This window comes from Nostoc sp. UIC 10630, from assembly GCF_010747425.1.
GTDB lineage: Bacteria > Cyanobacteriota > Cyanobacteriia > Cyanobacteriales > Nostocaceae > Nostoc.
This window is the reverse complement of the sequence record NZ_JAAGOG010000036.1, coordinates 19,489-44,368: the sequence shown is the minus strand read 5'-3', so window position 1 is coordinate 44,368 and position 24,880 is coordinate 19,489. Positions and strand designations below refer to the sequence as shown.

At 43.3% G+C, this 24,880-nt stretch carries 23 protein-coding genes; 16 read left to right on the top strand and 7 right to left on the bottom strand.

From position 1 onward, the window contains the following. Positions 1-322 precede the first annotated feature (322 nt). The 3 genes from G1O98_RS11755 (at position 323) to G1O98_RS39905 (ending at position 2,976) form a co-directional block, all read left to right on the top strand. Positions 323-1,507, top strand: a complete 1,185-nt coding sequence (locus tag G1O98_RS11755) for an NAD(P)H-quinone oxidoreductase subunit H (RefSeq protein ID WP_163928981.1) — start codon at positions 323-325, stop codon at positions 1,505-1,507. 240 nt (positions 1,508-1,747) lie between these two features. After that, positions 1,748-2,470 carry a phospholipase D-like domain-containing protein gene (locus G1O98_RS39910; protein ID WP_243458413.1) on the top strand — a complete coding sequence of 241 codons (723 nt, stop codon included), beginning with the start codon at positions 1,748-1,750 and terminating at the stop codon, positions 2,468-2,470. Then, the gene (locus G1O98_RS39905; protein WP_243458412.1) at positions 2,467-2,976 is read left to right on the top strand and encodes a hypothetical protein; all 510 of its coding nucleotides are present in this window, start codon (positions 2,467-2,469) and stop codon (positions 2,974-2,976) included. The genes G1O98_RS39910 and G1O98_RS39905 overlap by 4 nt, the downstream gene beginning before the upstream one ends. 123 nt (positions 2,977-3,099) lie before the next feature. On the opposite strand, the gene G1O98_RS11745 is transcribed toward G1O98_RS39905, so the two are convergent. After that, positions 3,100-4,053 carry a DUF4351 domain-containing protein gene (locus G1O98_RS11745; RefSeq protein WP_163928980.1) on the bottom strand — a complete coding sequence of 318 codons (954 nt, stop codon included), beginning with the start codon at positions 4,051-4,053 and terminating at the stop codon, positions 3,100-3,102. A 764-nt stretch (positions 4,054-4,817) separates the two neighbouring features. On the opposite strand from G1O98_RS11745, the gene G1O98_RS11740 reads away from it, so the two are divergent. The 7 genes from G1O98_RS11740 (at position 4,818) to G1O98_RS11710 (ending at position 11,114) form a co-directional block, all read left to right on the top strand. After that, positions 4,818-5,612 (top strand): hypothetical protein, encoded by a 795-nt coding sequence (locus G1O98_RS11740; protein WP_163928979.1) that lies wholly within the window; start codon positions 4,818-4,820, stop codon positions 5,610-5,612. Positions 5,613-6,222: 610 nt separating this feature from the next. Beyond that, positions 6,223-6,759, top strand: coding sequence for a GAF domain-containing protein (locus G1O98_RS11735; RefSeq protein ID WP_163928978.1), 537 nt, complete (start codon positions 6,223-6,225; stop codon positions 6,757-6,759). A 127-nt stretch (positions 6,760-6,886) separates the two neighbouring features. Further along, the gene (locus G1O98_RS11730) at positions 6,887-7,276 is read left to right on the top strand and encodes a VOC family protein (RefSeq protein WP_114085291.1); all 390 of its coding nucleotides are present in this window, start codon (positions 6,887-6,889) and stop codon (positions 7,274-7,276) included. A 138-nt stretch (positions 7,277-7,414) separates the two neighbouring features. Continuing rightward, on the top strand, positions 7,415-7,672 hold the full coding sequence (locus G1O98_RS11725; RefSeq protein ID WP_163928977.1) for a hypothetical protein: 258 nt from the start codon (positions 7,415-7,417) through the stop codon (positions 7,670-7,672). Then, positions 7,656-8,516 carry a hypothetical protein gene (locus G1O98_RS11720; RefSeq protein ID WP_163928976.1) on the top strand — a complete coding sequence of 287 codons (861 nt, stop codon included), beginning with the start codon at positions 7,656-7,658 and terminating at the stop codon, positions 8,514-8,516. Before G1O98_RS11725 ends, G1O98_RS11720 begins: the two co-directional genes overlap by 17 nt. 111 nt (positions 8,517-8,627) lie before the next feature. Further along, positions 8,628-9,815 (top strand): class I SAM-dependent methyltransferase, encoded by a 1,188-nt coding sequence (locus G1O98_RS11715; RefSeq protein WP_163928975.1) that lies wholly within the window; start codon positions 8,628-8,630, stop codon positions 9,813-9,815. Between the two features lie 432 nt (positions 9,816-10,247). Next, positions 10,248-11,114, top strand: coding sequence for an NAD(P)-dependent oxidoreductase (locus G1O98_RS11710; protein WP_163928974.1), 867 nt, complete (start codon positions 10,248-10,250; stop codon positions 11,112-11,114). A gap of 346 nt (positions 11,115-11,460) precedes the next feature. Here the strand turns inward: G1O98_RS11710 and G1O98_RS11705 are convergent, their stop codons facing one another. Both G1O98_RS11705 and hslO read right to left on the bottom strand, forming a co-directional pair. Continuing rightward, positions 11,461-13,533, bottom strand: a complete 2,073-nt coding sequence (locus tag G1O98_RS11705) for a chromosome segregation ATPase (RefSeq protein ID WP_163928973.1) — start codon at positions 13,531-13,533, stop codon at positions 11,461-11,463. A gap of 155 nt (positions 13,534-13,688) precedes the next feature. Then, positions 13,689-14,594: an Hsp33 family molecular chaperone HslO gene (gene hslO / locus G1O98_RS11700; protein WP_163928972.1), complete on the bottom strand. Its 906-nt coding sequence runs from the start codon at positions 14,592-14,594 to the stop codon at positions 13,689-13,691. A 140-nt stretch (positions 14,595-14,734) separates the two neighbouring features. Between hslO and G1O98_RS11695 the strand changes: the two genes are divergently transcribed. From G1O98_RS11695 to G1O98_RS11685, 3 genes are all read left to right on the top strand, one after another. Beyond that, positions 14,735-15,121, top strand: a complete 387-nt coding sequence (locus G1O98_RS11695) for a hypothetical protein (protein WP_163928971.1) — start codon at positions 14,735-14,737, stop codon at positions 15,119-15,121. A 621-nt stretch (positions 15,122-15,742) separates the two neighbouring features. Continuing rightward, the gene (locus tag G1O98_RS11690; RefSeq protein WP_163928970.1) at positions 15,743-16,093 is read left to right on the top strand and encodes a transposase; all 351 of its coding nucleotides are present in this window, start codon (positions 15,743-15,745) and stop codon (positions 16,091-16,093) included. Then, complete coding sequence (locus G1O98_RS11685; protein WP_163928969.1) at positions 16,056-16,418, top strand: transposase; 363 nt, start codon at positions 16,056-16,058, stop codon at positions 16,416-16,418. The genes G1O98_RS11690 and G1O98_RS11685 overlap by 38 nt, the downstream gene beginning before the upstream one ends. Positions 16,419-16,591: 173 nt before the next feature. Here the strand turns inward: G1O98_RS11685 and G1O98_RS11680 are convergent, their stop codons facing one another. The 3 genes from G1O98_RS11680 to G1O98_RS11670 form a co-directional block, all read right to left on the bottom strand. Beyond that, positions 16,592-17,017: a universal stress protein gene (locus tag G1O98_RS11680; protein WP_012411280.1), complete on the bottom strand. Its 426-nt coding sequence runs from the start codon at positions 17,015-17,017 to the stop codon at positions 16,592-16,594. A 345-nt stretch (positions 17,018-17,362) separates the two neighbouring features. Further along, the gene (gene hisD / locus G1O98_RS11675; RefSeq protein WP_163928968.1) at positions 17,363-18,664 is read right to left on the bottom strand and encodes a histidinol dehydrogenase; all 1,302 of its coding nucleotides are present in this window, start codon (positions 18,662-18,664) and stop codon (positions 17,363-17,365) included. A gap of 125 nt (positions 18,665-18,789) precedes the next feature. Continuing rightward, positions 18,790-18,945 (bottom strand): hypothetical protein, encoded by a 156-nt coding sequence (locus G1O98_RS11670; RefSeq protein ID WP_163928967.1) that lies wholly within the window; start codon positions 18,943-18,945, stop codon positions 18,790-18,792. A 442-nt stretch (positions 18,946-19,387) separates the two neighbouring features. Here G1O98_RS11670 and rpsT point away from each other — a divergent pair, with 442 nt between their 5' ends. Further along, the gene (rpsT, locus tag G1O98_RS11665; protein ID WP_163928966.1) at positions 19,388-19,687 is read left to right on the top strand and encodes a 30S ribosomal protein S20; all 300 of its coding nucleotides are present in this window, start codon (positions 19,388-19,390) and stop codon (positions 19,685-19,687) included. A 72-nt stretch (positions 19,688-19,759) separates the two neighbouring features. Here rpsT and G1O98_RS11660 read toward each other — a convergent pair whose 3' ends face one another. After that, positions 19,760-19,948, bottom strand: coding sequence for a hypothetical protein (locus G1O98_RS11660; protein WP_163928965.1), 189 nt, complete (start codon positions 19,946-19,948; stop codon positions 19,760-19,762). Between the two features lie 84 nt (positions 19,949-20,032). Here G1O98_RS11660 and G1O98_RS11655 point away from each other — a divergent pair, with 84 nt between their 5' ends. Continuing rightward, complete coding sequence (locus tag G1O98_RS11655) at positions 20,033-20,818, top strand: TatD family hydrolase (protein WP_163928988.1); 786 nt, start codon at positions 20,033-20,035, stop codon at positions 20,816-20,818. Positions 20,819-21,567: 749 nt separating this feature from the next. Then, positions 21,568-24,867, top strand: a complete 3,300-nt coding sequence (rpoB, locus tag G1O98_RS11650; RefSeq protein WP_163928964.1) for a DNA-directed RNA polymerase subunit beta — start codon at positions 21,568-21,570, stop codon at positions 24,865-24,867. Positions 24,868-24,880: the final 13 nt, after the last annotated feature.

Genomic DNA, 24,880 nt, shown 5'->3' with positions numbered 1-24,880 from the left:
AGGGTTTTCAGGCTGCCTTACTTATAAAAAAATCCGATGTCTTAATTAAGTGCAGATCAAGCTTCCATATAATAGTTGAAGAAGTGCAACAAAATTAAACATCAAGTAAAGTCCCTCCTCTGTCACTCCCTCTCCAACATACCCCTGTATGGGCAATACATTATAAACGCCTTAAGGGCAGTTTTCTTAAAAGTATTGCTCCTGCAAGCTTAACTTTGGCTTGGCAGACTAGATAAATCGGGTCTGGTTGGCATCTACGCGGTTCAATTCAAAATTTTGCCTTTGGCACGCTACACGAACACAACAGGAGAACACGAAATCTATGACCAGACTAGAAACCCGCACTGAACCAATGGTGCTAAACATGGGGCCACACCACCCCTCAATGCACGGGGTTCTGCGGCTAATCATGACTCTGGATGGCGAGGATGTCGTTGACTGTGAACCGGTCATCGGCTATCTGCACCGAGGAATGGAAAAAATTGCTGAGAACCGCACTAATGTAATGTACGTCCCTTACGTTAGTCGCTGGGACTACGCTGCGGGAATGTTCAACGAAGCTGTCACTGTTAACGCCCCAGAAAAGCTTGCAGGTGTCGCTGTCCCCAAACGCGCTAGCTACATTCGCGTCATCATGCTGGAGTTGAACCGCATTGCTAACCACTTGCTATGGTTTGGCCCCTTCTTAGCTGACGTAGGTGCTCAAACTCCCTTCTTCTACCAGTTCCGGGAACGGGAGATGATTTATGATTTGTGGGAAGCTGCCACAGGTTATCGGATGGTGAATAACAATTACTTCCGCGTTGGTGGAGTAGCAGCTGATTTACCTTACGGTTGGGTAGATAAGTGTATAGAATTCTGCGACTACCTATTACCTAAAGTTGATGAATATGAACGCTTAGTAACCGATAACCCCATCTTCCGGCGACGTGTTGAGGGTATTGGGACTATCACCCGTGAAGAAGCAATTAACTGGGGACTTTCTGGCCCAATGTTACGCGCTTCTGGTGTGCAATGGGATTTGCGAAAAGTTGACCATTACGAATGCTACGACGATTTCGACTGGGATGTGCAGTGGGAAACTGCCGGTGATTGCTTTGCCCGTTACGTGGTGCGGATGCGGGAAATGCGCGAATCTGTGAAGATTATTCGCCAAGCAATTAAAGGACTTCCTGGCGGCCCTTACGAAAATCTGGAAGCCAAGCGTTTAGCCGCAGGTAAAAAATCCGAGTGGGACGCATTTGATTACCAATTCATTGGCAAAAAAGTTTCCCCCACTTTCAAGATTCCCAAGGGTGAAATCTACGCCCGTGTAGAAAGTGGCAAAGGTGAATTGGGAATTTATTTGGTTGGCGATGATAATGTCTTCCCTGCACGGTGGAAGATTCGCGCCGCAGATTTCAACAACCTCCAGATTGTCCCACATTTACTGCGCGGCATGAAGGTTGCAGATATTGTGGTGATTCTTGGTAGTGTTGACGTAATCATGGGGTCTGTGGATAGGTAGAAAATATTTATCTAAGTATTTTTTAGAGCAGTTGCATAATACAACTGCTCTATTTTTTTACAGTTCAGTTAAGTATTTCTTTCTTCTCTCCTTGGCGTTCTTGGCGGTTCGTAAAAATAATTGACTAATCGAACCGCCAAGTCGCCAAGAACGCCAAGAAGAATGCACTCTTCAGTAATCTGGCTGGAAAAATTTTTTACTCATATAACATAGGTACGAAATATTGATGAGTTTTAAATAATGCCCCGTATTTTTGACAACATAGATTTGCAACTGCTACCAATTTTACGAGAAACCCTCAAAATCTCTTATCGCGCAGATTTTTGCGTTGGCTACTTTAACCTCAGAGGTTGGCGAAGAATTGATGATTTAATCGAACAGTATGTTGGTAGTGAAAATGCTTGTTGTCGTTTGCTAATTGGGATGCAAAGCTTACCCAGTGATGAAGTTCATGCAGCATTTAGCCTTGTTAGTGGTGATGGACGGATTGATAACAGTAGCATTGTGCGGTTTAAAAAACGTATGGCGGCGGAATTTCGCCAGCAGTTGACTATTGGTGCGCCGACTAATCAGGATGAAGCGGGGTTGCGGCGGTTAAGTCATCAGCTAAAAACTCGGAAGGTAATTATTAAACTGTTTTTGCGCCATTCTCTCCATGCCAAGTTATATCTTGTGCATCGCAATGACCCTAATACCCCAACTGTGGGATTCTTGGGTAGTAGTAATTTAACCCTTCCCGGACTGGCAAAACAAGGGGAGTTGAATGTTGATATTTTAGACCACGATGCTTGTAATAAACTACAAAAGTGGTTTAGCGATCGCTGGCAAGATTACGGTTGTGTAGATATTTCTCAAGAATTAGCAGAAATTATCGATCAGAGTTGGGCGAGAGATGAGCTAGTCTCACCTTACTACATCTACCTGAAGATAGCTTACCACTTATCCCATGAAGCGATCATATGAAAACCACCGAGGGAAATGATTCTTTGATTTATGTTGACCGCGATGGAAATAGCGTTACTCAATCACAATTAGCGGTGCTTCGGGTGGCGGCGTGTGAAGAATCTACTCCAGCGATACCCAGAGATAAACAGCATCACAAGTTAGTGCAAAAGGGTGCTGAATTGATTGCTGAAGATGAAAAAAATGCAGGTGGTCAATTAGGGCGACCATCAGGTGCAAGGTTCCGCACTTATGAACGACTTAAGAGTTATGTTCAAGAAATGAAAGGAACACTATTTGTTAGCGAAGAACTTTTAAAAGCAATTGATGAGATTTACCGTTATCCTTTGCGACAGTCAGCCATTGATACTCTGAATCGTCAACTGAGAAGTGGTATTAATAGTCAGGTGTTGGCTGATTTAGTTGTGTCGTTACGCATGGATGACCGTTTGTGTATTGTGACAGAAGAACTGGAGAAACGAGAACCTCAGATTATTTGTTCATTAGGACTATTTTCTAATTCGTAATTCGTAATTCGTAATTAAGACAGAAGACGCGATGAATCGCCGTCTCTACAATAATCAGTCCTTTGTAGAGACGGCGATTTATCGCATCTTTTAAACGATTTATCGCGTCTTTTGATAAATATTCTATGCTGCTTGATTTGCTTCCAACCAGTTAAGTAAATCCTCAATGGCTGTAAAATCCAATAAAGCCTCACCAAGTGCTTCTAATTGCTCTAAAGAAAGAGTTTGAATGCGCCCCCGAACCTCTTGTGGTAACTCTCCTACCCGTTTTTGTAGTAGGCGTAACACGAGGGTTTGTCCTTGTTCTTGTTTTCCTCGCTCGTAACCAATGCGCTCGCCTGTGGTAATGTAGCTCATAGTTTGCTCCTGCTCAAATTGCTTAAACTCTTGCCAAAATTCTGCTTCCAAGGCTTTTGGTAAAATCATAACCCAATCAATAAATCGATAAAGGTTACGAATATCTTTTTCTTGCAATCCTAATTCATACAATCGGCGAATTAAACTAAATTTCCAAGCTTTACGTTCTCCTAGATTTTTACTTGTTTGCTGCGTCTTCAAATGCGCCATTACTACAGTTGCAAATGGGTTTTCGCTGGCTTCTAATTCTGTCCAACGATTTTGATAATCCAGCAGCTTGACAGTTCCAAATTCAAAGTTAAGCCTGGTATTGGGATAATTATAACTATATTGATTGGGTCGCCATGTTGGGTCTGTATCGCACAAAATTGCCAAACTGATGGCAGGTTTTGCAAATCTGTCAAAAATTCGCAGGTTGTAGGAAAACATTCTTTCTGCAAAGATGTCTTCTGATTTTGCCTGGATTTCTACATGGATTAATAGCCAAATTTCTTGTCCTTGAATTTGCCAGACTTTAACTAATTTATCTGCATATCTTCTACCAAGTTCGGCTTCACGGGCTATTTGTTGAAATTCCTTATCAAGAAATTCGTGGGGACGTTCCCAATTAATTATTTCTGCTGTTTGGGGAAAGAAAAATTGGATTGCTTGGGGAAAATAAGCTTCTAAAATTTCCTTCCACGGGCTATCATTATCTGCTCTTTTCAGTTCTTCTGCCATTAGTTTATTGTTATACCATTTAAAAATCCTAAATCATTTGTGAACAACAAGATAATCCAAAGTCAAACTCTATGGACTTTGCTTTTGTAGCTGCGAATTACTTTTACTCCTCAACCTGCGCTTAGATCCAATGGCAAGAGACGCGATGAATCGCCGTCTCTACAATAATTAACCCTTTGTAGAGACGGCGATTTATCACGTCTTTCTTTCTTATATTACGTAAAATACCGAAATGAGAAAGCAAACTGGGGTTTGAGAAAGTAAAAGCTTCTTTTGCTTGCGGAAAACACCCAAACGAGAAAGCAAACTGGGGTTTGAATAAGTAAAAGCTCGTTTTGCTTGCGGAAAACACCAAAATGAGAAAGCAAACTGGGGTTTGAATAAGTAAAAGCTTCTTTTGCTTGCGGAAAACACTGAAATGAGAAAGCAAACTGGGGTTTGAATAAGTAAAAGCTTATTTTAAGAAAGCATTTCAGTGTTTTGAGAAAGTAAACAGACCTTTTTATAAAGCAATTAGGCGTTTTGATAAAGTAATCAGCAAATATACTTGACAATAAAAAATCACGGTTGGACAAATAAAGCCGACGTTTAGAGAAATTGATAATTTTTACGTATAATTTCTCAGCCTAATTAAATGTAAAGGATTTATAAAGTATAAAAAGCATGGTAAAAATTTAACTCCTATAAACAGGGTTTCTTGAAGTCCGCCAGCGCAGACTTAATTTTTAAAGCCACAGATTTATTTTCTGAATGGCAAATTTACCATGCTTGGTTTTTATTTTCCAAGCATGGTAGATTATGTCACTCAATTTTCAACGAACACGCTAATTCAAGTTTACAGTGCGGTGTTCGGTACAATTAAATTGATGGGTGATGACACTCTCAAAAATAAACTTGAAGAGATAGAAAATTCCCATCCATCAATACCTTATTTTATCAAAAAGCGGATTGTTTCAGATAACCTCTATGGTATAGACATCATGGAGGAAGCTACAGAAATTGCTAAACTGCGTCTTTTCTTAGCGTTGGTTTCTTCTGCTAATGATGTGGAAGAGTTAGAGCCTCTGCCTAATATTTTTGCAGGTAACACACTAATTGTGTCACAGCAATTCACAAAGAAAGATGAATTACTATTTGTTGTTTCTGTATTGAATAGCTTTGCTTGCGATTTTATAATTCGCCAAAAAGTAACGGCGCATTGCAATATGTTTTATGTCTACCAACTACCCGTCCCACGTTTAACAAAAAACGATCGCAACTTCAACGATATTGTACAACGCGCCGCCAAACTCATCTGCACCACACCAGAATTTGACGAACTCGCGCAAGAAGTCGGTTTAGGTTCCCATCAACAAGGCGTTACCGACGAAGCAGAACGCGCTAAACTCCGCGCAGAACTCGATGGAATGGTAGCACATCTTTATGGCTTAACCGAAGATGAATTTAGCTACATTCTCACTACCTTTCCAATTGTGAATGCAACTGTTAAAGAAGCAGCATTGTCAGCTTACCGTAGCTTTGTGCCAATGTTTGGAAACTCAGAATTAGTCTCTTGTTAGTCTCTCGTTATCATACAGAGTATGGAAACAAAGAATACTATCACTATGACTAAGAGGTTGTTTGAAAAGTAATTTGCTGTATCTTTGCACTTATTGATCTTCTCTAACCCCCCTTATAAAGCTACAGTGTATATACAAGTCTTCTAGAGTTGCGCCACAGTCTTTTGATCCCCCCTAACCCCCCTTAAAAAAGGGGGGAACCGGAATCAAAGTCCCCCTTTTTAAGGGGGATTTAGGGGAATCTAAAACGTTTTGCTACCATGAAAAGGATTTTTTAAACATCCTCTAATATCTGTAACGAGGAATACAAACTGAATTGTTACATTAGAGTTTGAAGTATATTTATTGCCTGAAGCTATAGAAAGATAAAACATATTATTTGTAATTTTCCATAATTCTTAAGATTAAATTTATAATTTTGAATTATCTTTGGTGCGAATTAAAAATTGTAGTTTCTTAATAATTTATTTTAAATTTACTAAAAAGGTTGACTAAGATTATGTTTAGTTAAAATTGAATTGCTGCTATAAATACAAAAATGTATTTAAATAAGGTGTAATAAATTACTATATAAATCCGGCAGCATTTACTTAGTCGTAATTTTAGAACCGTGCAAATTCATCCTCACTCGGAATTTAACCATAGCCGCGATCGCCGTGAACAGGGTTTGCAAAATTTGCTCGACCGCCTTGTTAAAACAATGCAGCGCGATGAGTTAGTCAGGCAAACAACAAATCAACTCAGAGAATTGCTTCAGGTTGATCGGGTGGTATTGTATTATTTTTACAGTCAGTGGGAAGGACAAGTAACTTTTGAATCTTTGAGTTCTCAAGAATTCTCAATACTTGGTTCCACGGGCCCAGATGATTGTTTTAACAACGAGTATGCGGCTTTATACTTAGCAGGACGGGTAAGAGCGATCGCTGATATTGAATTAGAGCCAATCCAGCCTTGTCACCGAGATTTTCTCCGCAATTTGCAAGTTCGCGCTAACTTGGTTGTACCAATTGTCATCCCAAGAGGATTATGGGGATTGCTAGTAGCACATCACTGTCAAGGGACTCATGATTGGTCGCCATCAGATATAGAAATGATGCAAACAGGGGCGCAAACTCTAGCAACAGATCGTAATATTTTGGAAAGCTAAAATAATTTGTCATTTGTCATTTGTCATTCGTAGTTAAAAGGGCGGTTAGAAACCGCGTCTAGACAAGGCTTTACCCACCTCCGTGGGTTTCAAACTCTCAATTTTTTCTAGATAAGGAGAAAGAATTATGAAATTTGGTTATACGGTCATCTGGGTAGACGATGTAGTTAAAACGGTTGAGTTTTACGAAAAAGCCTTTGGTCTGGTTCGTCGCACTCTCCAGGATAAAGGACAATCTATCTGGGCGGAAATCGAAACTGGCAGCACTACATTAGCTTTCTCTTCAAGTAGCGAAGCACAGAAATTATTTCCTGGTGGCTTTCATGCCAACGATCCCACACAACCACCGACATTAATTCAGATATCATTTATTACCCCCGATGTTGGCAGTGCTTACATGAGAGCGATCGGAGCAGGTGCAAAAACACTAGATGCCCCTAAAAGCCAGCCTGGGGGACAAATGATTGCTCGTGTCCGCGATCCCAATGGCGTGCTAGTGTCGTTGGTGAGTGGCTAGTACTGCTTCTCTGCGAGACGCTACGCTTAATTCGTAATTCGTAATTCGTCATTACCATTGCGTAAGGGTTTTAGTAATTCGGGCTTCAAACAAGCAAAGCTATAATTACCATAGCCTCTAGCTATGTTCCATACTTCTATGACTCACCTTCTGACACTGGAACTGAACGATCAGATTTTCGCAGCGATTCAGCGACAGGCTGAGGCAATTGGCGTTCCTCCTGAACGGCTAGCTGCAACGTTGCTAGAGCAACAGTTTGGGCAAGTTTTTAAATTGTTGTTGTCTGAAGCAGAAAAGGAGACAGCACGAGCTAGATTTGAACACCATTTTGGGGCACTTAATCTCGAACACACCATTGATTTGAACAATAAGAGCATTGATGTCAAAAATTTTTGAGTTGACAGAACAGCAAAAAGCTCTGATTGCTGACTATAGAATGAAGTGGTATTTAATAGCAATCTCAACTCAGCCAGTTGATAAAGCAAAAGCTTTTTCCGCAATCGAGACAGTTTACAAGAAAATATCAAACGCAGAAATACCTGACATATACTATTTTGAAAGTCCGCGTAGTGTGGCTAACCTCAGCTTTATAAGCTATATTCGTCCGGCTGCAAACTTATCCAATCAACGTAAGCTAAACAACATCATTAGGAAAACTAAAAATCAATTAATCAAACATGGATTTCTGCGTGATTCTTTTCACCGACATATTGTTTATCCACTGATTGAAATTGTTGGACAACAGTTTGACATTGAGCTATGGAACATTTTGCATAAGCAATTAACGTTCTGGTCACCGCTTAATAATCTGATACCTGGAAGCCTACGCGGTACTGAAAAATCATCTTTAATCTGGAAATCTGGTAAACCCAATCAACAAAGGGAAATAGAGCAATTTTGGTTCTATTTGGCAACAGGTTCAGTGTCACCAGATATGGAGTGTAGTATTTGTGGATTGTTGGACTTCTGCACCTCTGAGCTAGGATGCTTCATAGAGGAAGACTTATGGAACACATTAAGAACATATGTTTATGAGTGTGGTTGGACATTCTTTTTTCAAGATTTCTGTTTCACCTGTCAACGTCCATATAAAGTGCTGCTTGATGAGCAAAATCAACCTCATGCAGAGAATGAAGCAGCCATAGAATTTTTAGATGGTTTTAGCGTATTTGCCAAAAATGGTAAGCTGACTTTCGATTGCGATCATTTTAACAATCTGTTTGTACCTGATAGAACCTGATTTTTCAGTTAAAGTAAATGGGGTTTGTAGACCATTAGATAAATTATGAATTTTGTTTTACTTTACTCATAATTTATTTTGTAAACATCCTAATCTCAAATATCAAATTTTATGGATTCAAATCCAGCATTGTGTACAGCGATCGCAAATCACATTACCACCAGTCCTCAAAAACGAATTACTTTTGCCCAATTCATGGATTTGGCACTATACCACCCTGAATACGGCTACTATTCCAGCGATGCAGTCAAAATAGGCTTTAAAGATAGTGATTTTTTTACCTCTCCTAACCTCTGTCCTGACTTTGGTGAGTTACTAGCAGAACAATTTTTGCAAATGTGGGAGATTTTAGGAAAACCTGTACCCTTTTCTCTGGTAGAAATGGGAGCAGGTCAAGGATTGCTTGCATTGCATATCCTTAAATATCATCAACTGCACTACCCAGATTTTTTTACGGCGCTAGAGTACATCATTGTTGAAAAGTCCCCAACTTTAAGACAAGAACAGCAGCAACGCTTGCAAGATTTTCCTGTGCGTTGGTGTAATTTAGAGGAGATACCACAAAATGCGATCGCAGGTTGCTTTTTCTCTAACGAGTTAGTAGATGCGTTCCCCGTACATCAATTCATCCTAGAAACGGGAGAACTCCGAGAAATTTATGTAACCACAGATAGTAATGAGAAAGTAACCAATGCCCCATGCCCATCATTTGTAGAAGTCACAGGAGAACCTTCAACCCCCCAACTGGCTGAATATTTAGACTTAGTGGAAATGAACTTTACCCAAAGTGCATATCCCGATGGCTACCGTAGTGAAATTAATTTAGCGGCTGGTGACTGGTTGAGTATAGTAGCAGACCGCTTGCAGCGCGGCTATGTGTTAACAATTGATTATGGCTACCCCGCCAGCCGTTATTATAATCCCAGGCGATCGCAGGGAACGTTACAGTGCTATTATCATCATCGTTTCCATGACAACCCTTATATAAATATTGGGCAACAAGATATCACTGCCCATGTTGACTTTACAGCTTTGGAACGCTGGGGCAAACGGTGCAATTTAAAGAATGTTGGTTTTATCCAGCAGGGATTATTTTTGATGGCGTTGGGGTTAGGCGATCGCATTGCAGCCCTTTCCGAGCGAAAGCAACCTCTCTCGCAGTTACTACAGCATCGGGATGCACTACATCAACTTATAGATCCCACAGGACTTGGCGGCTTTGGAGTCTTAATTCAGAGCAAAGGTCTGGACAATACAGAAACTTCTCAAAAACTCAAAGGATTGACCCTGCCAGAATAAAGGTAAATTTGAAAAGTTAAAACTCTATTTAAGAATGCAGTATTAATCTTATTTAGACTAGCATAACAGTGAATACTGTAAAGTTAAACACAATACAAAAGTAATAATTATGTCCACCCATGACCTGCTAATGCTAGTAACACTACTTACTCCTGGTATTTTACTTTCAGTGATAATTATGGCGACTTTTGCGGCTGGTGGCTAATCAGCAAATAGGAAGTTATCAGTGTTCAAAGATAACTGTTCACTGATAACTGATAAGCTAAAAAACATTTAATTTGCATAATCGAATAAACATAACTCTTGTGGGGTAGGCCAAAAAGCCCGCCCAGCTTGTGCAATTTCAATGTAGAACAGCTGATCAAAATCAAACAATGGAAACGCGATGTCTACAACAGACTACGCCTACGCTGTATTAAAGGAAAGTGAAAAATGAAGGTGGCATTTCTGGGAACTGGACTGATGGGACTACCAATGGCTCAAAGGTTATTAGCCGCAGATATACAGCTAGTTGCCTACAATCGCACCCCAGAAAAATTAGCACCACTACAAGCAGCTGGGGCTGAAATTGCTACACATCCCCGCCACGCCATTCGTGCTGCTGAGTGCGTAATCCTCATGCTGACTAATGCCCCGGCCATTTATAATGTGTTGCTTTCAGATACTTCTTGGCAAACTCTGGAAGGGCGCACAATCATCCAAATGGGAACAATTACTCCCACAGAAAGCCAGGAAATTAGAGACGCGATCGTTGGTGGTGGTGGTGAGTATTTAGAAGCACCAGTATTAGGGAGTATCCCGGAAGCACAAGCTGGTAAGTTGAGTGTGATGGTAGGGGCAGAGCCAGAACAATATCAACGGCACTTGAAGTTACTCCAAAATTTTGGGACAGAACCTTTACTTATAGGACCAGTAGGATCTGCGGCGGCACTTAAATTGGCACTAAATCAACTAATAGCTTCCCTAACAACTAGCTTTGCTCTGAGCCTGGCTTTTGTCCAGCGTCAGGGTGTTGATGTGGATATGTTTATGCAAATCTTGCGCGACAGTCCACTTTACGCACCTACCTTTGACAAAAAGCTACAACGTATGTTGGATGGCAATTATGCCGATCCGAATTTCCCCACCAAACATTTGCTCAAAGATACAGAATTGTTTATCTCTGAAGCTAAATCTCGAAGTTTGGATCTCAGCAGTATTAAAGGTGTGCGGCAAATATTGCAAACAGCCGTGAAAATGTCATTTGCCGATGATGATTACTCATCACTATTTTCTGTAATTAAAGAATGGGGAGAGTGAAGGAGGCAGGAGGCAGGAGGCAGAAGGCAGAAGGAGTAAATCAGTAGGGGATTCGACCCCTACTGATTTAGAGCCACTGAACGAGAGTTCAGTGTTCTTGTCTTAAACCCTTGCTCCCTCTGGTCGCAGCAGGAAACAGATAGCGCAGCGTTAGCGAGTCTGCTGGAGCGTCGCGCAGTTTTCCTCCTGCCTCCTGCCCTCTGCCTCCTGCCTTCCTCGATAAATTTAAGTAGGGTAGCACAACTAGCTGTGCTACCCTACTTAAAAAGTTTTTTTACACCCCGGCATCCCTGATATGCGTGTTGAAAATGCTGAATTAAAAGGTTTTAATCTTTAAATAATGATATTACTGCCCATTAGTAGTTGATTGAGGAAATGGTAGAGATTCAGTCTGGGGTTGAGGCTGAGGTTCAGGTTTAGGATTCAAAAAATCCTGCCAAGTCTTAATTTGGTCTTGCGCCGCACTGTAAGCAGCACTACCGCGTGGAATCGATTTTGCAATATCAATCCCTCTAGCAATATCAGACTGACCTTGAGAGCGGGCTATTTCTAACAATTGCTGACTCCATTGGTCAATAGCCAGATTCGCATCCATACGTAAGATGCTATTGTTTGAAACCCGATCTGCCAACCGTATTGCTTCAACCAAAGCTTCTGGCGTACCAGCCGCGCCAACTTCTTGAGCTTTTTTCCAGTTTTCTCTAGTGCGGATTTGCCCTTCCCAATCATTTATCGCAGCTTGCGCTTCTTGTGAAAGCGCCCTTCCCGATGAAGCAATTTGTTGAGCGGCGCTAATGGCGGCGGTGAGATTTCCGCTCTGAGCCAGTTCTTGTGCTTGATCCAAGTAGGGTTGGTCTTGAATTCGCTGAATTTTTCCTATCCAAGTCCGAATTCTTTTCCGTGCTTCTGGATATAATGCCCGACCTCTACGAATTTCGCTGGCCTGAGCGATCGCAGCTTGCAAAGAGTTGATATCATCGAATACAGCTATCTGTTCGGCACGTTCTAAGTAAGGTTGGTCTTCAATTGTCTCCACTTGGGCACGCCAGCGATCCATTTCTTGTCTAGCTTCGCTGGCCCTGGGGTTACTTGCAGGGATGAGCTGCACCTGGGCGATCGCTGCTGTTAAATTAGGGACTGTTCCCTGGCTGGCCAACATTCTCGCTTTTTCTAGATTGGCGACATCTTCAATTTCCAACTGCCAACGAGCAATCAGTTGCTGGGCTTCGTTATACACTGGTCTGGAAGGATCGATTTGTTGTGCTTGAGCGATCGCAGCCTCTAAACCAGAAACGTTACCGATCCAAGCACTTCTTTTCGCGTCAGCTATGGCGATAAAGTCGTCTGTTTCACCCTGTAGTTTCGTACTCTCTGGAATTTGTCTAGCAATATTCAATGCTTCATCGGCATCCCGCTTGTCTAGTTTTGCCTGTGCCAATTCCAGCATTTTGCGTCCAAATGCGGGAATCGCTTCCTGAGCTTTTTGGTAAAGGTAACTTTCCTGCCCAATAGACTCGGCTAGCTTGATGGCTTCCAGTAAATTATCGACTACTTTGCTGCTTGCTAAACTTTCCGCTTTTCCTAACTTATCGCCATCTTCCCGCGCTGCGGCGATTAGACGATTCAATTGGTCGTATTTAGTGCCCGCCCAGTATTGATTGTCTACGCGCAGCATTTTGGCGGATAACATGAACGCCGATTGCCAGCGCCGTTCTTTTACTTCTGCGATCGCACCGTTGTATGTTTCTTCTGCTTTTGTCCAAATTGACTGCCATTTGTCAACTTGTTCATCGACTAATTTATAAGCTGCCACATCTTCGGGTATCTTACGAGCAGTAGCGATCGCTTCCTCTAAATTCCCCGTTTGGAAACTTTGATCGGCTAGCTTCAAAATATCCCGCGACCATTCTTCGATGAAACGATCAATTTCTCCATGCAACGGGTGATTTTGTGGTAGTTGCTTCACCAGAGCGATCGCTTGCAATAGGTCGTTCACTGTTTGCTTAGAAGCCGCCAACTGAGCACAATGTAGCCGCACAGAAGCACTAGCTAGGGGCCAGAAAATCGAGGGGCAATTAGGAGCAGTCGGCAACTTTAGCAGCATTGCCATTGCCAAGAATCCTACACTGCCGGGAATCAACATTAGTAGTACTAGCCACAATGTCCAGCTTTTCATCCAGCGTGGCCATTTCCCAGAAGTACTACTGAGTTTGGCAGTCTCTCCTGAATGACTATTTATAGGTAATCCTTGTGTATCGTTTTTTTTTCGTCGCTTCACTGACTTGGAAGTAGAACCAGTAGGTGGTACACCAAATGGTTGAGTTTCACCGAATTGTTCTGTTCGGGATAATCTTTTGTTTTGATCTGGCTCTCTATCACTGGCTGAAGACCAACTGTCTGGAATATCCCGCTCTGTCATCTCTCACACCAAAATAATTGAATAGCGCTCTGTTTTAGGTCGATAATTCCATTGATGCCATAGTAACTTTCTCGCGATCAAAAAGCTACTTTTTTTGATTATCCCTCTCCACAGAATACCATGTTCAATCTCAAAAATTAGTGTCTTTTTATACTTTATCCTGAAACAGTAGATTCAGCTTGCAAATCGGCAATTAGTTGAGCTAACTGATCGCTACTTGCCTGGTAAACGTTGCCGCAAAAGTCGCAAGTTGCTTCAGCACCATTATCTTTAACAATCATATCTTGCAGTTCGGCTTCTCCCAAAATTTTCAGTGCCCCCAAAACGCGATCAAAAGAACAACCACAGTGGAAGCGCAGCATTTGCCGTTCGGAAAAGATTTCCAGACCCATATCGCCCAATAGGTCGCTAAAAATTTCAGTCAAATTCTTCCCGGCTTGCAATAATGGCGTAAATCCTGCCAAACCAGCGACCCGTGATTCTAAAGTTTCTACGAGGGCTTCATCTCTGGCAGCTTTGGGTAACACTTGTATTAGTAATCCTCCAGCCGCAGTTACTCCCCCTGCTCCCACAAACACACCTAAAACTAAAGCTGAAGGTGTTTGTTCAGAATTCACCAGATAATGAGCCACATCATCACCAATTTCACCAGAAACTAGTTCTACCGTACTAGAGTAAGGATAACCATAACCGACATCTCGCACAACGTAGAGGTAGCCACCACCCACTGCACCACCAACATCTAGCTTACCTTTGGCATTAGGAGGTAATTCTATAGATGGATTCCCCACATATCCGCGTACCGTACCATCTAAGCCGGCATCTACCAATATGCCGCCTAAAGGGCCATCGCCCTTCACCCGCACATTGACCCTTGATCCACTTCGCTTCATACTAGAAGCCATTAACAAGCCTGCCGCCATAGTCCGACCCAGTGCTGCCGTTGCCACGTATGAAAGCTTGTGTCGCTGCCGTGCTTCTTCTGTTAAACGTGTGGTGATCACCCCTACGGCACGAATTCCACCTTCGGCTGCTGTTGCACGAATTAACTGATCCGCCATGAATAACCTTACATTTCTTAACAAGTTCACTTTTTCTATTCTAAGTTCTCTGCTGCTAGAAAAGTGACACCCAAATAATCACTGATTGTATTTGCAATATTAGAAATAGCGATATCTCACTTTTAGGCAATCTTAGAAAAATGCTAGGTAATTTTCAACAAAGTCAACTGCGAATCGAAATTGAAGCGCCAACAGATGCAATTCGTGATAGTCTGCTGCATCCGGTACAACTAGAAAAATGGCTCTTAGCGCAACGCTTTGCGCCAGGAATGCCAGAAGAACTACTTCCGGGATTTCAGTTTACTACCTGGACTGGGCCAGTCTCAATTCATCATCAAGTAGACGTTGTAAAATCCAACTGTCTCCGTTTACTACTCAGTGGAGGTATTGACGGGTTTCATGAATGGTATTGGGGAGAAGGTTGGGTGCAATCCCGCTTGGAAGGAGTTTCACTTTTGCCCTTAAATTTGGGTCAAACCTTGAGTTTGTTGAGCTTGCGTCAATTTCTGGCAACTCAAGGACGTTGAATCGGCTGAATGTGAAGGGATTGGGAATTAGGGTATGGGGTACAAGAGGCAGAGGGGAAAGAGCTAATTTTTATTCTGCCCCCCGCCCCCTTACTCCCTGCTCCCGTTCGGCTACGCTCATGGCAAGCCTGTTCCCCGACTTCTTTCCTTAGTCTCTATGTCCCTAGCTCCCAGTTCCAGAAGCAGAAATAATACCTACAATGATTTTTACCATGACAGATAAATCTTCTGGAACTTGATAGCATTTCTGGATCTTGAGTCACCTCAATACGGTTTGGATAAGGTTTTTTGATGACACGCCTTAGCTCACAAAGACGCGATAAATAGCGTCTCTTGCCTTAACCGAAACGTATTGTGAGTCACCTAACGATTCGCACGATGATAAACTCCAAAACGCCAGTCTTCACCAGTCATAACTGCTTATATATAGGGCTCAGATTTTATTTCTGAAAACATTCAGTACAACTCAAAGAGTCCTGTTGCCTGTTGCTTTATCTCAACAACAATTATTTACGCCCACTTACTTATATTGAGTCTCTGATTAGTCAAATCACATGAACCTATCCCACTAATGCTAGGTTGTGGTAATCTATTTCTGAATTGAGTTGGGTGTATCCGTTGATGGCTGGACGTTTTGAGGGCTTGAGCGACCTGGAATGGAAGTTATTTGAGGATATATTTCCTAAGCAGGCATCCAAGCGTGGTAAAGGAATGCCTCATGCACCATATCGCCATGTATTAAATAGCCTGTTATACATTTTGATTACTGGGTGTCGATGGTGTGATCTGCCGCGTGGGGAGACATGGGCATCTAAAAGCTCGTCCCACCGATGGTTAAAACGATGGCGTGAGGATGGAACATTTGAACATTTACAGGCGCGTATATTAGCGATCGCTAATGATCAGGGACTGATAAACTGGAACTTTGGCGCGGTTGACGGGTCTTTTTCCCCCTGGGAAAGGAGGAGGTGAAGACGTAGCCTATGGTGGCAAAGGTAAAGGTATTCTCATTCACACGCTGACTGAAGGTGGTGGAATGCCGCTAGCTAACTCCACCACTCCCGCCAACGGTAACGAGCGAGAACAAGTAATACCTTTACTCGATAAAGTCAAACTTAAAACATTAAAACCTGGTAGACCACGTAAGCGAATCAAAGTACTGGCTGCTGATAAAGGTTACGATTCAAAACAAAAACGTGCTGATCTACGCAAACGAGGTATTCGTCCTCAAATCCCAAAACGAGTCTGGAAAACCAAGAAAAACACTCGGTTGACCCATCAAAATTTCTGTTCCTAGATTTCAGCAAGAGCGGTGTTTTGCTTGGTATCAACGCTCTTGACCGCCGTCTTGTTGTCAGATGGGAACGTCAAAAAGTTTACTTTGACGCATTCATTGACCTTGCTACTGTCCACATTTGGATTAACAAAATATTATTAGTGGGATAGATTCATACTTCAATTGACCTGATTCTAATTCGGCTTTACCACTAACACCGAACAATTAGCTTCTTCGACAACTTGACTGCTTACAGAACGCTGGACAATTCGCTTCATCCCAATCAATCCACGACTACCAATTATAATTAAATTAGCTTTGTAAATATTGGCAAGACGAATAATCTCTTCGGCAGGATCGCCAGTTACCAGTTCTAATTCACTTGGGACTGATAATTTTTCCTGATAAGATTGCAGCTGTTTTTCCAGTTGAAAATAAGAAAATGTTGGGGACTCTGGCTGAGGACGATCGGCAGGTATTTCCATTTCAGACTCTGGTGTAGGAAATACATGACAGAGAATAACCTTGGCATCTTTTGATAACACCAAATTATCTAAACTCTGAATTACTCGTTCTCCCATTTCCGAACCGTCCAGAGCTATCAAAATATTCTTTAGCACCGCTCTCGTCTCCTATAAGAGTAGACCCCGTTACATAAGTATGTAGTAAAACTTGTTAGCAGCTACACTAAATTATTTTTATATTTGCCTACTTAGTATATATTTTCGAGGTTATGCGATGAATTGGTTTCACCCAAATTTGACGTTAGTACATTGTAGGAAGATATTTTCGCCAGTCATTTGGGGACGCTAAGGCTTACTACATCATCAGGAAGTACAATACAATAGGCGGGCAATGTCTAGTAGATGCCCGCCAAAACCCTGAAAGTAGGGTAGCAAATAATTTATTTGCCACCTAGAAAGTGACTTTTGTCAACAGTATTAAACAAAATTAACCATTCCAAATCACTCCTCTTGCTGAATTCGGCGGCGGACTGAATCAGCATGAGAAGGTAAACCTTCTGCTGTTGCTAGCACATCTATAGCACCAGCCACATTTTGCAGCGCAGTTTGGGAGTATTGAATAATACTGGAATGTTTGAGGAAAGTTTCTACCCCTAACGCCGAAGCATAGCGGGCAGCGCCAGAAGTTGGCAAGGTGTGGTTAGGCCCTGCCAAATAGTCTCCTACAGCTTCTGGTGTGGAGTAACCCAAAAAGATTGCCCCAGCGTGGCGAATCTGTGGTAAGAGTGCCCAAGGGTCTTTTACTTCTAATTCCAGGTGTTCAGGGGCAAATTCATTTGAGAGTTCTGCCGCTGCTTGGAGCGATTCCACAAGGACAATCAACCCATAATGAGCGATCGCTTTTTCTGTGTCTATTCGCCGTGGATGATCCACTAGCTGTCTTTCCAAGGCTACTTGCACGTTTTTTGCCAAAGCCGCATCTGTCGTCAGCAAGATTGCTGCCGCCATTGGATCGTGTTCGGCTTGGGCTAGCAAGTCAGCAGCGACATGCACCGGATTTGCGCTTTCATCGGCAATCACCAGCACTTCGCTGGGGCCTGCCAAAGAATCAATACCGACGGTGCCATATACAAGTTTTTTCGCAAGGGTGACATAAATGTTACCGGGGCCAGTAATCACATTCACTTTCGGAATTGTTTCTGTGCCATAGGCTAAAGCAGCGATCGCTTGTGCGCCCCCAATGCGATAAATTTCTTGCACTCCTGCTTCTTGGGCAGCTACTAAGACTGCTGGGTTAATTACACCCCCTGGGCCTGGTGGTGTCACCATCACTATATGAGGTACAGCAGCGACATGAGCGGGAATTGCATTCATCAGCACTGTACTAGGATAGGCGGCGCGGCCACCGGGCACATACAGCCCCGCTCGGTCTACAGGGGTGTAGCGTTTGCCCAGTACTACTTCATCGTCGCCAAAGTGTACCCAGCTTTTTGGTACTCGCTGACGATGAAACGCTTCAATTTGGCGGCAAGCTAGCCGAACTGCGCCCAACAACTCCTTTGACACCTGCTGATAGGCTGCATCTAGTTCCGAGCCTGTAACTCGGAGTTCTTCTGCTTTCAGGGTTTGTTTGTCAAATTCGGCTGTGTAATGCAATACAGCTTTATCGCCTTGGCGCTTCACTGCTTGCAAAACTTCCCGCACCGTTGCTTCTTTGTGAAGCACCTGTTCGTCATGGGTGCGATCGCAGATCCGTTGCAGTTCTGCTCTAACGTCTGCCTGCTGAGTAATGATTCGCAGCATGGAGTAAGGACAATGCCAAAATTATAATATTCACACCTGAGATTTAGTATTGCTCTTGACCCACTGGGGTGTGCAAGCTGACTCTAATTCTCTTCTCTAGCTTAACCTGGATTTTTTTGATACTCTCAAGCTTGCCAGCAGATGGTTTGCTTGAGAAGGCGACTTAATTGCTCAGTCCGACAACCCTTAACAGGATAGCGGCAGGATGTGGGTGTGCCATTTCCCATTACCCTTATGCCCTTTCCCTCACTCCTTGCGGCGTGCAGGTGGTGTGTTTGCACATCCAATCCCCTAAATTTACAGGGGGTAGGGTCTGAGTATAATTTTTACTTATTTTCCTAACTTCTCAGTAGTTTACATCTGTACAGACACGATATAGTATCGTTTCTATACTTTGATAACCCTGAAATTTCGCTGTTTACAGTTCTTTGCCTCTGATAATAGATCCTAAAATTCAGGAAATATCACATTGGCAACCACATCGCTTTCTCAGGTAGTGGTGAGTTAGGGGAACAACAGTTTTATTTGATATGGCTTATTTTAACGCATTTCCTAAATTGACGACACACTCAATTGCGGACTGAAGAGATTTAGAAAGCAGGGGAAGAAAAACTATTGTCCAATGGCAGATTTTTTTAGGAAATTATAACATTGGCAATTTGGATGCTATATTAGTAAGTCTAGTAGTGTGTGTACATATTAATAGTATTTTTGGAATTGACTGTGGCGAATACAAAGTCTGCTCTCAAGCGTGCCCAAATCGCAGAACGTAACCGACTGCGTAACAAAGCTTACAAATCAGCAGTCAAGACGCTGATGAAGAAATACTCTAATGCTGTAGCTGTCTATGCAGCTAATCCTACCCCAGAATTAAAAGAAGAAGCACAGGCTCGGTTATCCGAAGCTTACGGCAAAATCGATAAAGCAGTCAAACGGGGTGTCCTTCACCCCAACAATGGGGCAAGGAAAAAGTCAAGATTGGCTCATAAACTCAAGCCAATCACTCAAACAGCAGCTGAATAGTCATTGTTGAGCCAGTGCGATCTTTTAACTGAGTGAGTCACTAGGTTACGAATTTTCTGAAAGCTGTAGTAATTAACTGGCGTAAAACGCCAGTTGCCCATCCGAAGTTAGTGTAATTTTGAGGGTTTCCACACCAATTTGCTCTGTGCCTTTTAACCCTTCTACAGCAGGGTTGCACCATGAGTAACTGGTTTTGTTTATGCCAATTAAAACAAGTGGCGTTCCCTCTGGAAAATTTGGTGATCGCTTAGTGGCTACCACAGGAGAAAGATTTACCCGAAGGATGATTTGTCCTTAGTCGCGATCGGGGCTAACAATTTTATGACTAACGACAAAGAACAAAGAATGCAACTGGTAGACACGCACGTTCATCTCAACTTTGATAATTTTCAGCCGGATTTAGCAACAGTGCGATCGCGGTGGCAAGAAGCAGGAGTAGTGCGTTTAGTACATTCCTGTGTTCACCCAGGTGAGTTTTCCACTATTCAATCCATAGCACACCAGTTTCCTGAAATCAGCTTTGCCGTGGGATTACATCCTTTAGATGCTGAGAAATGGAATAGCGAAACAGCCGAGACAATCAAAACTTTAGCTAGTTCTGACTCGAATGTGGTAGCAATTGGGGAAATGGGGCTGGATTTTTACAAAGCTGATAACTATGAGCATCAGCTTTTAGTATTTGAGTCACAGCTAGCGATCGCATCTGAACTCAATTTACCAGTAATTATCCACTGCCGCGATGCTGCTGTAGCAACCAGAGAAGTGTTGCAAAAATGGCGAAAACTTAAGGGAGAAAGAGTGCGGGGTGTTATGCATTGCTGGGGAGGAACGCCAGAAGAAACCCAATGGTTTCTCGATTTAGGCTTCTACATCAGCTTTAGCGGGACGGTAACGTTCAAAAATGCCAAAGCGATCCAATCATCAGCTGCGATGGTGAGTAGCGATCGCCTACTGATTGAAACAGACTGCCCATTTCTCGCCCCAGTTCCTAAACGGGGCCAGAGGCGTAATGAGCCCGCCTACGTACTTTATGTAGCCGAGCATGTAGCTAAACTGCGTCAAGAAACGGTAGAAGCGATCGCCCATCAAACCACCCAAAATGCCTGTGAATTATTTGGTCTGTCAATATAAAAGTGGGCTTTAATCACTTTTATTCAGTTGTGCTAAAAAAATAAAACTCTAGGGGGACAAAAATATGCTAATATTATTCCCTCAAAAACATTTTGCGTGCGCCATAATGATAAAGGAAGGAACCTAAAATTTCTGAGCCTAATTTTCAGTGATGTTATCGGCTTGGCCATCCTCCAAATCTCTACAAGCGGATGCTCTCCACACATGACTAACCGTGCCAAACCAGGTTGAGCTAGACTTTATTTTGCACAACATCGGCTTCTGTGTATTTAACCTATACAAAATCCTTAAACGAAATTGCCTTGTGAGTACAATCCAGCAAAACGAAGTAATTTTGATTCAAAACCGACAAGGTGCGGATCGTTCCCTCAGTCTTAGGATATCTAAGATATCACTGAGAGTATAAATAGCCGGGTGGATTTAAAACACACCGTCTAGAGCTGCGTCAGCAAATTAACGCGCTTTTTGGAGGGGAAATGAAGAACGTAGATAAAACTCAGGAATATCTCAACTGTATATTCTTCTTAAATCAAGACTATAGTGGGTTTTTGGTGTCTGAGTACCCGATTAGGGGCAATTATCCCCTTGTCCAAATTGCTCATTCCAGCTTTAATCGCTGCGTTTGCCCACACCTGTAAATAGCAAGTGTGTCAAAAGTTCCCAAACAACTAAGGACACTGACTAGCAGTGGGAAGCGTCAAACAGCAGTGTCCAAGGGAAAATTTTACCAGGTTGACAAAGGAAGAGGCATGACTAAAGAAACATACATGGAACCCGCCTTTCTGTTGCCCGACTTGATTGAAATCCAGCGATCAAGCTTTCGCTGGTTTTTGGAAGAAGGGCTGATAGAAGAACTGAACTCCTTTAGTCCTATTACAGATTATACGGGCAAATTAGAATTGCACTTTTTGGGTCATAACTACAAACTCAAGGAGCCAAAGTATAGCGTCGAAGAAGCCAAGCGGCGGGATAGTACTTATGCCGTCCAAATGTATGTTCCCACACGGTTGATTAATAAGGAAACCGGGGAAATCAAAGAGCAAGAGGTATTCATTGGTGATTTGCCTTTGATGACCGATCGCGGCACGTTTATTATTAACGGAGCCGAACGGGTAATTGTCAATCAAATCGTGCGATCGCCAGGCGTTTATTACAAATCAGAAATCGACAAAAACGGGCGACGTACTTATTCAGCTAGCTTAATTCCTAACCGGGGAGCATGGCTGAAATTTGAAACAGACCGTAACGATTTGGTCTGGGTACGCATCGACAAAACCCGCAAACTCTCAGCGCAGGTACTGCTAAAAGCTTTAGGGTTATCAGACAACGAAATCTTTGACGCTTTACGCCACCCCGAATATTTCCAAAAAACCATCGAAAAAGAAGGGCAATTTTCTGAAGAAGAAGCCCTGATGGAGTTATATCGGAAACTCCGTCCTGGTGAACCACCTACGGTTTTAGGTGGACAACAACTGCTAGACTCTCGTTTCTTTGACCCGAAACGTTATGACCTTGGTCGCGTTGGACGGTACAAACTCAACAAAAAATTGCGCCTTTCAGTCCCAGACACCATGCGGGTGTTGACTGCTGGCGATATTTTGGCAGCCGTAGATTACCTAATTAACCTAGAATATGACATCGGTAACATCGACGACATTGACCACTTGGGCAACCGTCGGGTGAGAAGCGTCGGTGAATTGCTGCAAAACCAAGTAAGAGTAGGCTTAAACCGCTTAGAGAGAATCATTCGGGAACGGATGACTGTATCCGATGCGGAAGTGCTAACCCCCGCTTCTTTGGTGAACCCCAAACCATTGGTAGCAGCAATTAAAGAATTCTTTGGTTCTAGCCAATTAAGTCAGTTCATGGATCAAACCAATCCTCTCGCAGAACTGACCCACAAACGCCGTCTGAGCGCCCTTGGCCCTGGTGGTTTAACCCGCGAACGCGCCGGTTTTGCCGTGCGGGATATTCACCCTAGCCACTATGGGCGTATTTGCCCCATTGAGACACCAGAAGGCCCCAACGCCGGGTTGATTGGCTCCTTAGCAACCCATGCGCGGGTTAACCTGTACGGCTTCCTCGAAACGCCATTTAGACCTGTAGAAAATGGACGAGTCAGATTTGACTTGCCTCCAGCCTACATGACAGCCGATGAAGAAGACGATCTACGGGTTGCTCCTGGGGATATTCCTGTAGATGAAACTGGGCACATTATTGGGCCACTAGTGCCAGTACGTTATCGCCAAGAATTTTCCACCACAACACCAGAACAGGTGGACTACGTAGCAGTATCTCCCGTACAGATTGTGTCGGTAGCAACCAGCATGATTCCCTTCTTGGAGCATGATGACGCTAACCGAGCGCTGATGGGATCGAACATGCAACGGCAAGCAGTACCTTTGCTTAAGCCAGAGCGTCCTCTAGTGGGTACTGGTTTGGAAGCCCAAGGGGCAAGAGACTCCGGGATGGTGATTGTATCGCGTACCGATGGCGATGTTACTTATGTAGATGCTACAGAAATTCGCGTCCGTCCCAAAGCTAACACCCCCGAAATTAGATACACCCTTTCCAAGTACCAACGCTCAAACCAAGACACCTGTTTAAATCAGAAACCTCTCGTCCGCATTGGTGAACGGGTTGTTGCTGGTCAAGTATTGGCTGACGGCTCCTCCACCGAAGGCGGTGAATTGGCCCTAGGACAAAATATCGTCGTTGCCTATATGCCTTGGGAAGGCTACAACTACGAAGACGCGATTTTAATCTCTGAAAGACTGGTGCAGGATGATGTCTACACGTCAATTCACATTGAAAAATATGAAATTGAAGCTAGACAAACCAAACTGGGGCCAGAAGAAATCACCAGAGAAATTCCCAACGTCGGGGAAGATGCCTTGCGTCAGTTGGATGAACAAGGAATCATTCGCATAGGGGCGTGGGTAGAAGCTGGAGATATTTTGGTAGGTAAGGTAACACCCAAAGGTGAATCTGACCAACCACCAGAAGAAAAACTATTGCGGGCGATTTTCGGTGAAAAAGCGCGGGATGTACGCGACAATTCTCTGCGAGTCCCTAACGGTGAAAAAGGTCGCGTAGTTGATGTGCGCTTGTTTACTCGTGAACAAGGCGATGAACTACCACCAGGAGCCAACATGGTAGTTCGGGTGTATGTTGCCCAAAAACGCAAAATCCAAGTTGGCGACAAAATGGCAGGACGGCACGGTAACAAAGGGATTATTTCTCGGATATTACCAGCGGAAGATATGCCTTATTTGCCCGATGGTTCACCAGTGGACATTGTACTCAACCCCTTGGGCGTACCTAGTCGGATGAACGTCGGACAAGTATTTGAGTGCCTCTTAGGTTGGGCTGGTCAAACCTTGGGAGTGCGATTTAAAATTACTCCCTTTGACGAAATGTACGGGGAAGAGTCATCGCGCCGAATCGTGCATGGCAAATTGCAAGAAGCACGGGACGAAACAGGGAAAGACTGGGTATATAACCCAGATAATCCAGGCAAAATCATGGTGTATGACGGTCGTACAGGCGAACCCTTTGACCGAGCAATTACCATCGGTGTGGCTTACATGCTGAAACTGGTGCATTTGGTCGATGATAAGATCCACGCCCGGTCTACAGGCCCATACTCACTGGTGACTCAGCAACCCTTGGGTGGTAAAGCACAACAAGGTGGTCAGAGGTTTGGAGAAATGGAAGTGTGGGCATTGGAAGCCTTTGGTGCGGCTTACACCTTACAGGAATTGCTCACAGTTAAATCTGACGATATGCAAGGACGGAATGAAGCGTTAAATGCGATCGTTAAAGGTAAGGCAATTCCTAGACCTGGAACTCCAGAATCCTTTAAGGTGCTAATGCGCGAATTGCAATCATTGGGGTTAGATATTGCTGTACACAAGGTAGAAACCCAAGCAGACGGCAGTTCCCTAGATGTTGAAGTCGATTTGATGGCAGACCAATCAGCCCGTCGCACACCTCCTCGACCAACTTATGAATCTCTTTCCCGCGAATCGTTGGAAGACGACGAATAAGAATTAGAGAATC